Annotated in this window: 20 protein-coding genes; 6 read left to right on the forward strand and 14 right to left on the reverse strand. The window is 56.1% G+C overall.

Going from position 1 to position 16,148, the window contains the following annotated elements:
• Together IM295_RS00005 and IM295_RS00010 are read left to right on the forward strand one after the other, a co-directional pair.
• The coding region (locus tag IM295_RS00005; RefSeq protein ID WP_193066040.1) for a hypothetical protein at positions 1 to 470 on the forward strand (470 nt) is incomplete at its 5' end.
• Between the two features lie 97 nt (positions 471 to 567).
• The gene (locus IM295_RS00010; RefSeq protein WP_048999698.1) at positions 568 to 828 is read left to right on the forward strand and encodes a hypothetical protein; all 261 of its coding nucleotides are present in this window, start codon (positions 568 to 570) and stop codon (positions 826 to 828) included.
• A gap of 20 nt (positions 829 to 848) precedes the next feature.
• Here the strand turns inward: IM295_RS00010 and IM295_RS00015 are convergent, their stop codons facing one another.
• The 14 genes from IM295_RS00015 to gspG all read right to left on the reverse strand — a co-directional run bounded on the left by IM295_RS00015 (position 849) and on the right by gspG (position 10,828).
• Positions 849 to 1,034: a hypothetical protein gene (locus IM295_RS00015; protein ID WP_049137597.1), complete on the reverse strand. Its 186-nt coding sequence runs from the start codon at positions 1,032 to 1,034 to the stop codon at positions 849 to 851.
• Positions 1,035 to 1,103: 69 nt separating this feature from the next.
• Positions 1,104 to 1,475, reverse strand: coding sequence for a hypothetical protein (locus IM295_RS00020; RefSeq protein WP_193066041.1), 372 nt, complete (start codon positions 1,473 to 1,475; stop codon positions 1,104 to 1,106).
• Positions 1,476 to 1,766: 291 nt separating this feature from the next.
• Positions 1,767 to 2,255, reverse strand: a complete 489-nt coding sequence (locus IM295_RS00025) for a type II secretion system protein (protein ID WP_032644834.1) — start codon at positions 2,253 to 2,255, stop codon at positions 1,767 to 1,769.
• Positions 2,242 to 2,604, reverse strand: a complete 363-nt coding sequence (locus IM295_RS00030) for a type II secretion system protein (RefSeq protein WP_193066042.1) — start codon at positions 2,602 to 2,604, stop codon at positions 2,242 to 2,244. The genes IM295_RS00025 and IM295_RS00030 overlap by 14 nt, the downstream gene beginning before the upstream one ends.
• Positions 2,591 to 3,067, reverse strand: a complete 477-nt coding sequence (locus IM295_RS00035) for a type II secretion system protein (RefSeq protein WP_028012053.1) — start codon at positions 3,065 to 3,067, stop codon at positions 2,591 to 2,593. The genes IM295_RS00030 and IM295_RS00035 overlap by 14 nt, the downstream gene beginning before the upstream one ends.
• On the reverse strand, positions 3,067 to 4,860 hold the full coding sequence (locus IM295_RS00040; protein ID WP_367117711.1) for a secretin N-terminal domain-containing protein: 1,794 nt from the start codon (positions 4,858 to 4,860) through the stop codon (positions 3,067 to 3,069). The genes IM295_RS00035 and IM295_RS00040 overlap by 1 nt, the downstream gene beginning before the upstream one ends.
• 92 nt (positions 4,861 to 4,952) lie before the next feature.
• Positions 4,953 to 5,465: a hypothetical protein gene (locus tag IM295_RS00045; protein ID WP_028012055.1), complete on the reverse strand. Its 513-nt coding sequence runs from the start codon at positions 5,463 to 5,465 to the stop codon at positions 4,953 to 4,955.
• Positions 5,462 to 5,980, reverse strand: a complete 519-nt coding sequence (locus tag IM295_RS00050) for a hypothetical protein (protein ID WP_028012056.1) — start codon at positions 5,978 to 5,980, stop codon at positions 5,462 to 5,464. Before IM295_RS00050 ends, IM295_RS00045 begins: the two co-directional genes overlap by 4 nt.
• On the reverse strand, positions 5,964 to 6,479 hold the full coding sequence (locus IM295_RS00055) for a hypothetical protein (RefSeq protein WP_045630685.1): 516 nt from the start codon (positions 6,477 to 6,479) through the stop codon (positions 5,964 to 5,966). The genes IM295_RS00050 and IM295_RS00055 overlap by 17 nt, the downstream gene beginning before the upstream one ends.
• Positions 6,457 to 7,173: a hypothetical protein gene (locus IM295_RS00060; protein WP_193066044.1), complete on the reverse strand. Its 717-nt coding sequence runs from the start codon at positions 7,171 to 7,173 to the stop codon at positions 6,457 to 6,459. The genes IM295_RS00055 and IM295_RS00060 overlap by 23 nt, the downstream gene beginning before the upstream one ends.
• Positions 7,157 to 8,776 carry a GspE/PulE family protein gene (locus tag IM295_RS00065; RefSeq protein ID WP_126300294.1) on the reverse strand — a complete coding sequence of 540 codons (1,620 nt, stop codon included), beginning with the start codon at positions 8,774 to 8,776 and terminating at the stop codon, positions 7,157 to 7,159. The genes IM295_RS00060 and IM295_RS00065 overlap by 17 nt, the downstream gene beginning before the upstream one ends.
• Positions 8,776 to 9,945: a type II secretion system F family protein gene (locus IM295_RS00070; protein ID WP_045630683.1), complete on the reverse strand. Its 1,170-nt coding sequence runs from the start codon at positions 9,943 to 9,945 to the stop codon at positions 8,776 to 8,778. The genes IM295_RS00065 and IM295_RS00070 overlap by 1 nt, the downstream gene beginning before the upstream one ends.
• On the reverse strand, positions 9,942 to 10,406 hold the full coding sequence (locus tag IM295_RS00075; RefSeq protein WP_032644836.1) for a lytic transglycosylase domain-containing protein: 465 nt from the start codon (positions 10,404 to 10,406) through the stop codon (positions 9,942 to 9,944). Before IM295_RS00075 ends, IM295_RS00070 begins: the two co-directional genes overlap by 4 nt.
• Before the next feature lie 2 nt (positions 10,407 to 10,408).
• On the reverse strand, positions 10,409 to 10,828 hold the full coding sequence (gene gspG, locus IM295_RS00080; protein ID WP_045259779.1) for a type II secretion system major pseudopilin GspG: 420 nt from the start codon (positions 10,826 to 10,828) through the stop codon (positions 10,409 to 10,411).
• A gap of 316 nt (positions 10,829 to 11,144) precedes the next feature.
• On the opposite strand from gspG, the gene IM295_RS00085 reads away from it, so the two are divergent.
• From IM295_RS00085 to IM295_RS00100, 4 genes are all read left to right on the forward strand, one after another.
• Positions 11,145 to 12,974, forward strand: a complete 1,830-nt coding sequence (locus IM295_RS00085; protein WP_193066045.1) for a glycosyl hydrolase family 18 protein — start codon at positions 11,145 to 11,147, stop codon at positions 12,972 to 12,974.
• 365 nt (positions 12,975 to 13,339) lie between these two features.
• Positions 13,340 to 14,059, forward strand: coding sequence for a FadR/GntR family transcriptional regulator (locus IM295_RS00090; protein ID WP_028012064.1), 720 nt, complete (start codon positions 13,340 to 13,342; stop codon positions 14,057 to 14,059).
• Positions 14,056 to 15,069, forward strand: coding sequence for an ABC transporter ATP-binding protein (locus IM295_RS00095; RefSeq protein WP_193066046.1), 1,014 nt, complete (start codon positions 14,056 to 14,058; stop codon positions 15,067 to 15,069). The genes IM295_RS00090 and IM295_RS00095 overlap by 4 nt, the downstream gene beginning before the upstream one ends.
• Positions 15,066 to 16,148, forward strand: coding sequence for an ABC transporter ATP-binding protein (locus IM295_RS00100; RefSeq protein WP_045259782.1), 1,083 nt, complete (start codon positions 15,066 to 15,068; stop codon positions 16,146 to 16,148). The genes IM295_RS00095 and IM295_RS00100 overlap by 4 nt, the downstream gene beginning before the upstream one ends.

Below are 16,148 nucleotides of genomic sequence, written 5' to 3' on the forward strand. Positions count from 1 at the left end.
CCAGCTTCCAGTGGCAGTGGAAGGATGGCCAGACGTGGAGGAATGTCGCAGGCGGCACGGCAAAAACGTTCACGCTGCCGGACAGCTATGCGGGCTATGACGTGCGGGTGGCCGTAACGCCTAAAGGTTCAGGGCAGCCGTTATCTGGCACTCAGGCCTTTAGTGGAGCTGTTACCATAAGATCTAAGCCTGCGCCTTTCGTTACAAACCTGGGTTACAGCGGCAGTACCGGAGCCTGTAACAGAATAACGGCAACCTACACCTACAACGCTAATGGCGGTGCATCTGAAGGCAACACGATATTTCAGTGGAAGTGGGGAAGCACCGTCGTTTCCAACATAAAAAGCGTTACTTTAGGCTATTGGGGGGAAGTCACGCTTTATGTGACGCCAGTTAATAAGGACGGTATCAGAGGAAAGACGGAATCAAAAACGTTTAAAAATACGGGCTTAAGTAGCTGTGATTGGTAAACACGTTAATTCATTCTGAGGTGTTTTTGTAAACAAGGGGGCATAAGCCCCCTGAACTCTACCTGTCGAATATTTCCAAAGTGCAGGGCTAAAATTCATGAATAATGTCTATCCTGAAAAGCAAGCATCAATACTCATTGGCGATGCCGCCACGCAATTATCCTTGCAGGGGATTAATATTGATCATGTTTCGCTTAGTTATTATCTGGGTAAAAAACTTGAGTATGCCCGGAGTATTAATGATTGCTTGTACGCTGAAGTCATTTATATTGCGCTATCAATGTTGAAGGAAAACGCTAAGTCATCCGGGCAGTGCTGCTGTAAATATAAAGAATGGATTGAGGTATCACTTGATTAAGGGATGGACTTATTACGTTTTCAGATCTGCCTTTTACTGTCTCGGGATATTTTCACTTCTTCAGCAAAATCCAGTGCTTCTTTGTAATCAAAGCTACGCGTTTTGGCATTATGCCTGCCCGGTAACGGTGCCGGTATTTTCACCCCGAACAGCTCACCCGTCGTCATGAGCGCATACACTAATTCAGCCTCGGTGACATCGGCCATTTTCGCCAAAACATTCGTCCTGATACAAAAACTTAACTTCACGTCTAGTCCTCCGTTTGCAAAAGATTTTCAGTCAAGTTGCCTTCTGTAAAAATCGATAACGCTGTCGAGATTGGGTCGCATAAAGTTCATGGCATCAATGGTTTCGCACCAGCCCGACAGGGATTCATTTGCTCTTACATACCATGCGTGCTGCTCGCTTCGGGTGTGATGACCCGTGATCAAAACAAGCATGTCGGGTTTAATTCTTCTGATGAACTCCAGATACTTCACCAGATGCGTCTTCGTGCCAAACGTGTCAGCATCGATAATGCACAGTATTTTATCTCTGGCGATAAAATAAAATCGCGCTATTTCTTCAAGCCCTTTTTCGAATAAAAAAGAGTTTGTTCGCACGCAAACCCGAATTTTTTCATGAGTCTGTTTAATTGATGGTTCCATCTTATGTCTCGCTCATCAGGGTAAAATATATGAGATGGCTATTAAGCCTACTATTCCAGCCTGAATAGTGGCAAGGCATTATATTCATTCCTCAGAATAAAATAAGACGGTGCTGGTCTTCTGATTAATAAGAATCTTCTCTGTATCTATGAGTTAAAAATAAATAAACGATGATTTTATCTGGTGGTATGTTTTACGGCCTGACGCATTAAGATATGGTCACTGTTGAGTAAACTTGTTGTTTTTATTTTTCTCAAAGAGGATTTTTTCATGACAAAGACAGTCGTTGCATTAGCGACCACAAGCCGCAGGCAGCGGGGCCTGCGGATCGCTCTCTACCTGAAATTTCCAGTCGTAATACGTTTTTGCTTTGGCAAACTGTTTTGGATCGTGACGAAAGCCGACTTTTTTCCGTGGCGTACCCTTTCCGAGACTGCGCACGCCAATCCAGCGCCCCTGAGGATCGAGGATCATCCCCCAGTTTTTACTCCCGGTTAGCGGGTCGGCGTAGTGCTGGCGCAGGTGATAAAGCGGTTTTCGCCCGCGTTTATCAATAAGCAGCTGTTCGAAACGCACGGGAAAACAGCCATCACCGTTGCCGCGGTAGGCCTGTATCGCCGCGCGGATTTGTTCGCCGCGAAATAAAAGCTCAGCCTCCTGTTGCGCCTGATAACGCATCTGCACCTCATCGCGGCTTTTCAGCAGCGACAACGCCAGCGTGGAGAGCGCAATCAGCAGCAGCAGATAGGTAAAACCTCCCTGTTGTTTAATCGAACGCATCGCGATGATCCTGACTGGGTTTAGGTGGCGTCTCGACGTCAATAATTTGCCCTTCGTCATCGGTCTTCGCCTCCCAGATATCGCGGCGGTTGGTGATGGGATCCAGCGGCATCTGGCGCAGATAACCGGCCTCGATCAGATCCTCCAGGCTGTATGGCCCCGCCAGGCGATCGCGGCGGTAGTGATCGATCGCGCTGCGCAGCGCATGCAGGTTATGCTCGCGCACCACCTCTTTGGCTCTGTCCGCGTGCTGGAAAAAACGTGGAGCGACCAGGGTCATCAATGTCGCGATGATCGCCATCACCACCAGCAGCTCGATGAGCGTAAAACCTTTTTCACCATTGCGCATAGGGCACTCCATTCAGACCGCTGGCCGTACTGGTACTACTGACATCAAACACGTCTTTCCCTCCGCCGCTGAAATCGCCGGGTGGCTGCGTGGATGCGCGTAAACGCCAGGTCTCTTCATCATTTTTTCCCTCGCAATCGCACATCGGATCGCGCGGTATATGGCGCAGGAAGTAGATCATCGCGCCAGTGGGCGATGTCTTATCACGGACGCCTTCCACCAGGCTTTTTAGTGTCGGCGGATATCCCGATTCGCTGGTTTTTTTCTCAATGATGCCGTCCACGCTTGCCTGGTGATAACGGTCAATGGCATCGCGTAGCGTGCGCAGCGACTCACGTAGCTGCGTCTCCTGCTGCCGCTGATGGTAGTTACGCATCAGCGGCGCAGCGGCAGCGGCAAGCGTGGCGAGTAGCGCCAGCGTGACGATCATCTCAATCAAGGTAAAACCGCGCTGGCGCTGCATTACGATGCTCCGTTTTCCGTCTCTGACTCATCGAGGATCGGTGGCGGCAGCATGGCCGCCCGGTCAGGGAAATGGGCTGGCGGCGCAAGCGCCGGTGCGGTAAACCCGCTGCCCGGCTCGTCGTGCTGCAGGTCGCGCAGTTGAATGCTGTCGCCCGTTAAATCGTCGCTGCCCATCTCAATGGTACTGACGTGGCTTCCCGGTAAATCGAGGTTGCGCTCAATGGTCGGCGTAATTAACAGTACCACCTCCGTGCGCTCTTTGTTGTCGGAATTGCTGCTAAACAGGCGGCCCAGCCCTGGGATGTCACTTAATAACGGCGTTCCTTTTTGGGTCGTGGTTTCATCCTGCTTGATCAGCCCTGCCAGCATCTGGGTCTCGCCGTTCATACTGCTGAGCGTGGTATTGGCTTCGCGTTTCGTGGTGCGGTAATACTTTGCTCCGTTCTCACCGGGTTCTTCGGCGCCCAGGGCACTGAGCGTGAACTTCACCTCCATTGAGATATTGTCATCCATACTGACTTCCGGGGTGACTTCCAGCTTCAGGCCAACGTCCTGATAATCCACTTTCTGTTGCGAAATCCCGTCATTGACGGTTGTGGTCAGTACCGGGATCGTTTGACCAATATCAACCAGCGCTTTTTTATTGTTTTTCACCCGGATCCGCGGGTTGGCCAGTACTTTGGCGTTGCTCAACACCTTTTTCATGTCAATGGTCATATTGTCGATATCGACCATGATATTTTTGGCGCTCAGGTCGCCCAGCGGGATCCCGCTTCCCTTTAAATCACCTTCTTTACTTTTCGCAAAACCCGCACTGATGGTTTGCGGCAGCTTCACGCCAAGCGCTTCGAGATCGTTGGTATTTACTTCCAGCACCTCAACGGCCAGCGTGACCTCCGCTTCAGGCCGGTCGAGCGTCACTAACAGGCGCTCCGCTTTTTCCACGTTCTCTTTTGGCCCGCGCAGGGTGACGGAATTGGTTCGCTCATCAACGTGCACATCCTTCAGCTTGACCATATTGCGCAGGGCGACGTTGACCTCTTTTGCTTTCGCATAACCCAGGAAGATGGTTTTGACGACCACGTCGCGGTAGATCTTCTCTTTTTGCGCGGTGGCGGGGTAGATCAGCAACGTATTGCTGTTCAGCACCTTCTTCCGCAGGTTATTCGACAACAGCAGCACGTTGATAGCATCTTCCGCAGTGGTGCGTTTGGCTATCAGGCTGCCGGCAGTGCTGGAGGAAATATCTTTGTCAAAAATGATATTGACCCCGGTCATCTGGCTGATAGTGTTAAAGATGGCCATCAGGCTGTGCTCGCGAAAATTAAGCGCTATCGTTTTTTGCAGTTCCCGGTTCAGACGCTGCTCCGGCTGGTTGATCCGCGACACCTCACGCATCAGGTGATCGCGCAGCGCGCGCGCCTGGGGCCAGTTGGGATCTTCTTCCAGTACCTGCTGGATTTTGTGCAGCGCGCGTGCCGGGTCGCGGGTGCTGTTAGCCACCGCCTCCTTATACAATGCGTCCAGCGCTCTACGGGCATCGAGCTTGCGTAAGCCCTGCAGGGCGCGCAGGTTGCCGGGCTCATAGGTAAGCGCATCGCGCCACATTTGCGTCGCCATGGTGTAGTTGTTCTGACGCACCGCGAGATCGGCATTTTTCAGGTAGTCATTGACCAGCTTTTTGCTGATGTCAGCCTGCTCGGCGCGAAGCGCAATATCCTGTGGGCTGGCGATGCGCTGTTGATCTATCTCCTTAAGCCGCTTAACCAGCACCTGCGGCGAGGCGGTCACTGATTCCCGGACCGGAGGCGCCGCACGTTGTGCACAGCCGCTCAGTAGCGCGCATGACAACAAAAAAGTGAGAGCAATTGTTTTTTTCATGATTAATGTGTCGGTTCCGATTGCAGCTCATCCAGTTCCAGCCGCTGCTGGCTATGGGTGGGCTGCCATTCAAACAGGAGGTGGTCGTTCGCCACCGCTTTTAAAATCCAGTTGTTGACCGGCGAACTGCCGATCCAGATCCTGCCGTCCGCCCTGCAGCGCTCGCAGACCGGCCAGGTCTCTTTGCCATCCGTCAGCACAACGATTCTCTGACGGTTTTCCCACCAGGCACCGAGGAGCTGAAGCGGTAGCGGCGGTGCGGTTGGTGTCGCCTCTTCAGGCCGATCGTTTTCCGGCGGCTTTTCTGCTGCGTCTTGCGCCCTGCTATGTGGCGTTGAAAAGAGATCGATGCGCGTTGCGTGAGCCGTCTCCGGCTTTGCTGGCGCGGGGCGCGGGCGTGAGACCGGCTGCGCCTCAAGCGGCGCTTGCGATATCTCGTCATCGGCAAACTGGCTCCAGAAAACAGCACCGGCGGTCAGCACCAGCGCCAGCTGTAAATAGCGCGGCAGTTTCATGGCGACTCCTTCAACAGGCGAAGCTGCACGGTGGCGCTGAGCTGGCTTTCCGATGGCCCGGCGCGCCGCAGGCTCAGCTGCTCAATGCGTAACGGCAAAGTGCGGCTTAGCGTTTCCAGGGCGTCCATCAGCGGCAGATATTCACCGCGCAGCGGAATATCCAGCCGTAGCGCGGTTTTGCCGTCGTCGTTTTCCAGCTGATAGCGGCTGGCGTCGACCTTCATCCCTCGGCTCCTGAACTGCTCAAAAATGAGCCTGACCTGCTGATATTCTCCAAGGCTGATGCGGCTTTGCAGTTCTGGCTGCTGTTTATCCAGCGGCAGCGCGGTTTGTAGCTGCGCCTGGATCCGGGCAAGGTTCTCCTGCAAATGAATGGTGTGCGGCCGCACGCCGCCAAGCCATAACAGCAGCAGTCCTGCGGGCAGCCCGGCGAGCACGAGCGGAACCGTTCCGATGCGCCCGGCAAATAATGCCGCCTGCCAGCGCAGCACGGCGGGTTTATTCTGAAGCCGCATGGTGCGCCTCCGTCGTCACCTTGACGTCGAGTACCGCGTTAATCGGCCAGGCAGGATCGCCCTGCGCCGACTGGCGATGGTTCTCAAGCACCACATGCGCCGGCAACTGCTGTAGCCGCTCGCTAAAGGCGAGCAGGGCGTCAAGATTGCCTGCATTCACCGTAAGCCGCGCATCGCCTTTACTGGCAATGACGTCAATGCTCAGGAGCGCAATATCAGGCGTCAGTACGCTGCCGATGTTGTCCAGCAGCTTGATGGCCGGCGGGACGGCCTGCAGTTGCTGAGCCTGGCGCAACCGGCGCTGCTCCGCTTCACGCAGCTTGCGCAGCACCTGCTGCCGTTGGGCGAGCTGCTGCTGTACCTGCGATGTCTCCAGCTCAAGGCGCTGGTGCTCAAACAGGCCATACATCACGGCACCGGTGAGCGGTAAACAGAGGAGACCGGTTAACAGCAGCGTGCGTGCGGCCCACGGGGAACTACGCGTAAACAGCGGCGTCATGAGGACTCTCCTGTAGCGCGACTTCCTGGTGATGCTCACCGTCGGTATGAATGACGTAGCCAGGACAGTCCTGCATTCCGCTTAGCCGGGCGATAACCCGCAGCTGGGCGTCCATCTCCTGCTGTGGCAGGGTGAGTGTCCAGACGTCGCGCCAGCTGTGGTGCTGACGGCTGGCAATCCGGCTATGGTGGGGGCTCATCGCCACAAACAGGCCGTTTTCCGGCAGGGCGCGGGCGAAGTGGCTTAACAGCTTTTGAAACGGCGTGACAACACCGCGAAAACGCAGCCGCTCCCGACGCGCCAGCGCGCCAAGCAGATGCCAGCAAGGTTGCTTCAGGCACGCGGCCAGCGCCGACTGCTGCCAGTTTAGGGTCTCGAAGCGGACCAGCCAGTCAACGGGCGGACTCGCGCGATGAACCGCCTGCTGACGGGCGAGATGGAGCAGCTCCTGCGGTGTGGTCACGCCGTCATGCCAGGGCTGGATTAAAAACGTCAGATCGTCGGTATCGAGGTGAAACTCCACCGCGTCACGCCACGGTAAGACGGAAGGGCGCAGGCGCAGCAGCGTTTCGAGCGCGGCTTCAAGAGGCTCATCTGGCCGGCGTTCATGGGTGGCGAGAACCACGTTGTTGCGGCGCAACCGCACGGCATGAGGCCAGATATCGCACTGCCAGGTGTTAGTGAGTGATAACACGGTTCACCTCCTCCCAGGTGGTTTTGCCTTCGACCACGGCGCGCAGCGCGATGGTCGAGAGCGGAACAAAACCGTCATTCAGCGCCACTTCCTTTAGCCTGCGCCGGGGCGATCGCGCCAGCATTGCCTCTTTCATCGCATCGCTGAAATGCAGCACTTCCGCCAGCGCCAGCCTGCCGCGAAAACCGCTGTCGCGGCAGGTATCGCAGCCTCGCCCTCGACGCCAGCGGGGCGTGAGCTGCTGCAGCGGTCCGGATTGCCACGCCGCGAGAAGGTCATCTGTGGGCGTGGTGTCATCAATACAGTCCGGGCAAATCTGGCGCACCAGCCGTTGCGCCACGACGCCGTTAAGGGCGGTGATCAGGCTGGCGGGCTCCACCTGCATATATAAAAAACGTTCCAGTACGCTAAAGACGTCATTGGCGTGAACCGAGGAGAGCACCACGTGGCCGGTGAGCGCCGCCTGCACGGCAATGCCAGCGGTTTCACCGTCGCGGATCTCACCCACCAGGATGATGTCCGGGTCGTGACGCAAAATGGCGCGCAGGCCGCGGGCGAAGGTGAGCCCTTTTTTATCGTTGACCGGAATTTGCAGCACGCTGTTGAGCTGGTACTCCACGGGATCTTCAATGGTGATAATTTTGCATTCACCACTGTTGAGTTCGCTGAGTGCTGAATAGAGGGTGGTGGATTTCCCGCTCCCCGTTGGCCCGGTGACGAGCACCATACCGTGGGGCAGATGGGTTAACTGGCGAATCGCGCCCAGCGTGTGCTCATCAAAGCCGAGCGTCTCCAGGCGCAGGTTTTGATCGTGAGATTTATCCAGCACGCGCAGTACGGCATCCTCGCCATAGACGCCCGGCATAATGGACACGCGAAAATCGACGGGACGCTGCAGAATCAACGCCTTAAAGCGCCCGTCCTGAGGCGTGCGTCGTTCGGAAATGTCCATGCAGCTTAATACCTTGAGACGGGAGATCACCTGCTCCGCCTGCTGAAGTCCGGCGCAGTGGCGAATGCTGTGCAGAACGCCATCGATGCGGTACTTCACCATCAACCCATCCGCGACGGCGCAAAGATGAATATCGCTGGCGCGGCTCTGCAGGGCATCAAACAGCGTGGCGTTAACCAGCTTAATGACGGCGTGGGGTTCACTGGCGATGGCTGCTGGGGTGATCTCCAGCCACCGGGCCTCTTTATTCTCTTCACTCTGCTGCTGCTCCAGCTGATCGAGCGTGCGCTGCTGTTTTGCCAGTTCATCAAGGCGGGCATTAAGCTGAGAGAGCGGGGCGAGCGCGGGGAGCGCATTCACGTTATAGGCCCACTGGCGCAGCGCCAGTGAAAACGGATCGCCCAGCGCAACGTGGAGCTGACCGTTAACGCGCAGCGGCAAGGCTCGCTGGCTGAGCGATTCGGTCAGCGGCACGGCTTCGAAATCCTCTTCGCTGTCGGCGAGCTGTGTGGGTGAGAGCGGCGTGAGCCCCAGGGAACCGGCGGCTTCTTCTAACGCGCCGGGGAAACTGTCCAGCAGTTCCGCCAGCGCCTGACAGCGCTGCTCGTCTGGCAGGTCGAAAAGGGGTTCTACAGACGGTGAGTGAGACATTATTGCAATCCTCCTGCCAGTTCAAAAATGGGCATGTACAGTAAAAACACGACGAGCCCAACGATGCCGCCAACGACCATCATCAGAATCGGTTCAAAAATTTTGCTAAAGGTTTCAATCGCGCGTTCCAGCGATTCGTCATAAAAAGCGGCGATCCGCTCGCACATGGCAGGCAGTTCGCCGCTGCGCTCGCCGACCTGCAGCAGGCGGCTGGCGACAGGAGTCGTCATCCGTTGCGCTTCCAGCATGCGGGAGAGCGACTCGCCGGCGGCGACGTCGCGGATAACCTGTTCAACCTGCTGACGATGCGTGGCGGGCAGGATCTCCCGGCTCAGCATTAACGCATCTGGCGCGGGAAGGCCGCCCTGTAACAGCAGGCCCAGCGTGCGGTAAAAACGCACCAGCACAGAAAGCTGGTGCTGCTGGCGTAAGGCGGGAATGCGCAGCAACAAACCGAGCGCACGCTGGCGCAGGCGCGGGCTGCGCACCGCCATCACGATGCCTGCGACCGCTGCCGCGCAACCGGCCAGCAACAGCGAGCCATGGGTTTGCGTCAGGCGTCCCCACCAGAGGATAAGCTGTGCGCTGGCGGACGGGTTCTTCATCCCGTCAAACACCACGGAAAAACGCGGAATAATAAAGCCGAGCAGAAAGAACAGAATTATCCCGCCGGCGGCAATGACAATCGTCGGATAGAGCAGGGTTGATTTAATCCGCTTGCGCAGAATTTCCATTCTTGATTCGTAAAACTGAAAACGCTTTAGCGCCTCGGGTAAGTGTCCGGTTTGCTCAGAAGAGGCAACGGTGTTAATCAGCAGAGGCGGAAACAGTGCTGGTAGCGCCATCATCGCCTGGGAGAGTTGCGCTCCTTCGTAGAGCTTTTTAACCAGCGTATCCAGAACCAGCGAGGTGCCACCATCGCGGCTGCTTTCGCGCAGCGCTTCGACGGCCTCGACCACGACCAGCCCGGCTTCCAGCAGAGCGATAAGCTCCTGCAAGAACAGATTCAGTGGAAAGCGTTTCTCCTTGCGGGCGGGGCGTTCCTGTACCTGCAAAACGATGCCGCCGCCAGCAATAATGCGGGCGCTGGCATCATCAGGCGACGCGGCAAGTACGGTCTGATTGACGCGTTTCCCCCCCTGGAGGATGGTGACGGTATATGGTTTCATTTTGGCGACAGTGTATGGCTCTGCCTTTTAAGGCGGGCATAATGCGGAGCCACTTTTTTTATGTATTGTTGACGAAGCGCGCGGCGCTGGGGGGTATTTGCCGTTCCGGCGTTATACGCCCCCACCGCGTCCCAGGTATAACCAAAGCGCTGGATTTGACCTGCCAGGATCCAGGCGCCGGTCATGACACTTTGGCAAGGGTCGGTTAGCAGATCTTTTTGACTAATACGAAATTTACGCAGCGCATCGAAGTGAATGCTATTGATCTGCATCAGACCGACATCCATTGAGCCATCACGATTTTTGTTGATGGCCCGGGTATTACCGTTGGATTCCACTATCGCTATCGCCTGTAATAGCTCTGGCTCAATGCCGTAACGTTCTCCCGCCAGCTGCCAGCAATCGGCCCGGCAGGAAAATACGCTGAAGATAAACAGCGAATATATGGACAGGCGCAACATATTCAGAACCCGTAAGTGACAGGCTTACCGTCTTTACCGCCGGAGGTTATTTCGACTTCATTAATGGCGTCTTTTGTCCGGGCGGGGTTATGCCACTGGTACGGATTGCCCCAGGGGTCTAACGGCACATGCTGGCTAAGATAAGGGCCATTCCAGTTTTGCGCGTTGGAAGGCTTTTCAGTCAGCGCTTTCAGACCTTGTGTTTCACTTGGATAACTGCCGGTGTCGAGGCGATATTGCCCGAGTGCCTCAGCAAGCGAGCGCATCTGGCGCATGGCGGTTTTCTCCTTAGCCGAGTCGACATTTGAGAAGACTTTTGGCCCGACAAATCCTGCCAGCAGCGCAATAATCATCAGCACGACCAGCAGTTCAAGCAGGGTGAAACCACCCTGTTTTCGCATCACGTTTGTTGCATATTTCATTGAGAGCGTCCCTAGTTGGATAATAGTTGTGATTAATTCCTGAATTTTCCCTGATAAAAGAGCGGGAACACAGGTATGCCATCTTTTTTAATTGGTGAAGATGGGAAAATTAAATAAAGAAGCGTCTTACAGGATGCGAGAATTCTCCCGCGCTGTCGTTGAAGTATTTATTATAAATGCGAGAGATATTTCTTATTTAACACGGAGGGTTTCCTGATTCACCACTCTATTATCCCCAACGATCTCGGCGCTAAAAAAAAAGACAATTTGCGAGGTAATCCACAGGACTATCATCACAAAGCAATAAGGAACTTTGATGAAAAAACTTACATTATCTCTGTTAATTGGTAGCGCACTAATGGCGCAGTCGGCTTTCGCGGCGCAGGCACCGCGAGCGGTCACCTATCTTACCTCCTGGGGCGTTCCGGTCGAGTCCGTTGAGGATATGAAAGAGGTGAAAGCGGATACGTTCCTGCTTTCATTTGGTGGCTGGGATGCAAGCGGTAAGCTGTCCAGTTCCGATAATATTGTTGCAGTACCACAATATGATCCCTGGTACATTAATGCGCCAGCCTATGTCGTGTGGAGTCAGCTGAAGCTGGCGCACCCGGAGAAAAAAATGATGCTGGCGCTCGGCGGTGAGACGTATTCCGCGATGTGGTCTTATCTGAATAACGCGCAAACGCGAGAAACGCTGGCGCAGAATCTGGTGAATCTGCTGAATACCAACTTCCCGGTATATAAAAAGAACCTGAAGCCGGAAGAGATGGTTGGCGAATGCCTGAGTGCCGACTGGCAAGGCAAATGTAATATGGCGAACTACCAGAAGGCGGGTACCGTTCAGCTTGACGGCATCGATTTTGACTTTGAAAAGCCCGATCGCGTCACGCCAGAGGAAAACGCAAACCTGCTGGATCTGGCTGAACGGGTTCGTAGCAAACTCAATGCGTCCGGCAGCAAAAAGCTGCTGAGCCTGACCACCTATCACGTTGGTGCTGACCCGGAGAACTGCGCCAACAGCGCGGTAACCGAGAATTGTTCCTTCGTTGAGGCGGCTCGCTCTTCACACCATGGCGAAGTTCTGCCGCTGCTGACGCAGGGGAAAAACGTTTTCGATTTCTTCAACGTCATGGCCTATGATGCCGGCCCACGCTTTAAGTATGACGTGGCGATGGCTAACTACGCCCGGGCGGTGGGTGATAAGAGCAAAATCGTTCTCGGTCAGACCATCAACTCCCAGTGGGGGCCAGAAGGTCGCTTTGTTGAAAACCGACAGAACAACGTAAACCGTGCGGGCTGGCAGGCGGAAAACGGCTATGGTGGGTTTTTTATCTGGACGTTGGGCTCAAACGATCAGCAGCTGTCCATCCCGCAGCAGGTTGACTATTTCAATGAAATGAAAGAGCGCGCGGACCTGATGTCGCCTGAACGCCCGCAGGACACCGTCGCGCCAACTGCGCCAGCAGGATTGAAGGTGCTGAACAATGGCTTGACTATCACCCTTGCCTGGCAGCCCTCCACCGATGACCGTGGCGTAGTGGGATATGACATCTACCGTAATGACATCAAAGTCGGGTCTTCAACGGACACCCAGTGGACCGATAATGCGGTTGAGACCGGCGGTGTGGTGTACCACTACAGCGTGAAAGCACGTGCTGCAGCGAACAATATCTCTGAAAGCAGCAACGTGGTTAAGGTAGAAACCGTACAGGTCGAAGAGGGACGTCCTGACGCGCCAGGCGGCCTGGCCCTGGTTTCTTCGACGGAAAACAGCCTGACGGTGAAATGGAATGCGGTAGACAACGCGGTGAAATACCACGTACTACGCGATGGGGCGGAGTTACTCACCGTAAGCGGAACGCAGATCTTCGACAGCGGCCTGCGCGCGGGAACAACCTACAGCTACCAGGTGATCGCCGAAAATGCCAAAGGTCATCAGTCTCTCGCCAGTACACCGCTTAAAGCCACGACGAAAGAGGGGTCTGTAACGCCTGAGCCGGAAGGCGAGTGGAAAGTCGGTACGCGCTATAAGACTGGAGAAATTGTCACGTATAACGGCACACAGTATCGCTGCGTGCAGGGGCATACGTCTCAGTCCGACTGGGCGCCGACTGCGGCTGCGACGATTTGGCAGCCTGTTCCTTAATCTTTCGCGGCCCTCGCAAGGGGGCCATTTTCAGGCGTAAGCACGCCTTATTTATTACTTTTTGTTAACTTATTGTTATCATTTATAGTGCAAAAAATTAACAATGGCACTATTGTAGTGCAATATTTGCACTGTTTTTGTGCGTTTCATGTTCTTTTCTGGCCTTTATCGTCTCAGGATGCCGCTTGCATCTGTAACAATACGTTGCTGTAACCCCTTCATTTACTACCGCTTTTTTAAATCTCTTTTGAACCATTAAAAAATTGGTTCGTTTATTGCTTAATCATTAGCACGATAAGTAGCACGCCATATCAATAACTTATCGTTCATAAAAAGAAAATAATGATGATAGTGAGCGAACCAATATGGAAAAACCGTCACGGTTTCTGGCCAATTCCAGCACCGCGCTTGAGCAACTGCGCGGGCTAATCAACCAGCATGAGTCAACACCAGGCACTCCGCTGCCCACGGAACGTGAGCTGTCGGAAACACTCGGCGTAGGACGACGCGAAGTGCGTCGCGCGCTGGACGTGCTGGAAGAAGAAGGGCGGATCTGGCGTAAACAGGGCAAAGGCACCTTTATTGGTCCGGCTGCCCCTGTTGAACCGCTGGCCCTTCAGGGATTGGTTCAGCAGACCAATCTGCTGGAAGTGATGGAAGCTCGTATACAGATCGAACCCGGCTTAGCCCGGCTTGCGGCACTGCGTGCCACCAGGGAAAACCTCGCGCTCATGCAGCGCATGCTGGAACGCATCGACAAGGTCAGCCCGGATGACCGCGATCTCAATGAACTCTGGGATAGCGCCTTTCACCGCGCCATTGCCGAGGCGGCGGGCAATCGCCTGATGCTCGGCCTGTTTGACGCCATTGACGCCGTGCGGCGCGAACCCGGCTGGCAGCATCTGCGTGAATTAGCCCGCACGCCCGAACGTGTCGACAGCTACAACGACCACCATCACAAGATCATGTCCGCGATTATCCATCGCCAGCCTAATGAAGCAGCGGCCGCCATGCGCGAACACCTGCTCAGCCTGCAAAACGCCCTGATTCAGGCGATCCACCTTGAGGACGATTTCACGCTATGACGACGATCCCGTTTAAGGACTCCACGCCTGTACTCCGGCTGAATAATCTCAACGTTAAGTTTTCCGGCTCGCCGGTCAGCGTCCTGGACGGCATTTCCCTGACGGTCAAAGCGGGCGAAACGCTGGCGCTGGTGGGGGAGTCCGGCTGCGGGAAAAGTATCACCTCACTGGCGCTGATGGGTTTACTGCCCGCCAGCGCGCAGATTGTCAGCGGCGAGATGCAGTTTCGCCGCCACGACCTGCGCAAGCTCTCGTCGCGGGAATATGCCGACCTGCGCGGCAGCGAGCTGGCGATGATTTTTCAGGAGCCGATGACCTCGCTTAATCCGGCCTTCACGTTAGGCGATCAGCTCAGTGAAGCGGTCATGCGTCACCAGAACGTTACGCGCCCGGAGGCGATGAAGGTCGCGCTGCAGATCCTTGAAAAGGTGCAGATCCCGGCGGCGGAGATGCGCCTCAAGGCGTATCCGCACCAGCTTTCCGGCGGCATGCGGCAGCGGGTGATGATTGCCATGGCCCTGATCAACCACCCTAAACTGCTGATTGCCGATGAACCGACCACAGCGCTCGACGTCACCATCCAGGCGCAAATCCTGACCCTGCTGAACACCCTAAAAGAGGAAACCGGCACGGCGGTGCTGATGATCACCCACGATTTAGGCGTGGTGGCTGAAGTGGCCCAGCAGGTGGCGGTAATGTACGCCGGGCAGGTGGTAGAGCAGGGAAGCGTTGAAGCAATATTCGCTGACCCGCAGCACCCGTACACCATCGGCCTGATGGGCTCGATCCCTTCGCTGGGCGCACGCAAAGGCCAGCTCTCCACCATTCCCGGAACGGTCCCGCTCCCGGAATCCATGCCGCAAGGCTGCCGTTTCGCGACGCGCTGCCCGTTTGCGCAGTCGCGCTGTCATGATGAAAAACCGCAGCTCACCACGCTTGGCGCGGGCCATCAGGTCGCCTGCTTCCGCGTGCCGCTCGAACACCACATTGCCCTGGGAGAGACCGCATGACCACGCCCATTCTTGAAGCCCGGGACCTCAGCAAGCTTTTCCCCGGTCCGAAAAAACTCTTTTCCCCGGCCCGGTTTGTCACGGCGGTCGATCGCGTTTCGCTTGCCGTGATGCCGGGCGAAACGCTGGCGATTGTCGGCGAGTCCGGCTCCGGGAAATCCACCCTTGGCCGTCTGCTGCTGCGTCTGCTGGCCGCCAGCGAAGGACGCGTGTTTTATCAGGGGGAGGAAATTACCCACGCCACAGGCGCCCGTCTGAACCAGCTCCGGCGCGAACTGCAGATTATTTTTCAGGATCCTTTTGCCTCGCTGAACCCGCGCATGACGGTGGAGCAGATCGTCGGTGAGCCGCTGTGGCTGCACCAGAACATGAAGAAAGCGGATCGTCAGTACCGCGTCGCGGAGCTGCTCAAGACCGTTGGCCTGCCCGCCGCCTGGGCCGGGCGCTATCCGCACGAGTTTTCCGGCGGGCAGCGCCAGCGTATTGGCATTGCGCGCGCGCTGGCTTCCGGGCCAAAGCTGCTGCTGGGCGACGAGCCGGTTTCCGCGCTGGATGTGTCGGTGCAGGCGCAGGTGGTTAATCTGCTGGAGAGCCTGAAGCACCAGCTGGGGCTGACGATGGTGATCGTCGCCCACGGTCTGGCGGTGATCCGCCACATGAGCGACCGCGTGGCGGTGATGTACCTTGGGCAAATCGTTGAGCTTGCCACCGTCGATGAGATCTTTGACGCACCGCTGCACCCTTACACCCAGGCGCTGATCGCCTCGGCGCCGCAGATGCAGCCGGGTATTGAGCGCGACGCGCCGCTGCTGCAGGGGGATCTGCCGAACCCGGCGAACCCGCCGTCGGGCTGTCGCTTCCACACCCGCTGCCCGTACGTCACTGACGAATGCCGCCAGGTCGAGCCGATTAATCAGGTGCTCGACGGCGGGCGTCAGGTTGCCTGCCACCGCTGGCAGGAGATTAACCGCGATCGCAGCGTTATCCAGATCGCACCGCCATCCGCAGCCTTTCTGCGCCGCCGCGCGCTGTTTGAACACGCGGCCACTCACTCCTCCCTTCCTTCAAGGAACTCATGA

The sequence above is a fragment of the Enterobacter cloacae complex sp. P14RS genome, from assembly GCF_014895895.1.
Lineage (GTDB): Bacteria > Pseudomonadota > Gammaproteobacteria > Enterobacterales > Enterobacteriaceae > Enterobacter > Enterobacter bugandensis.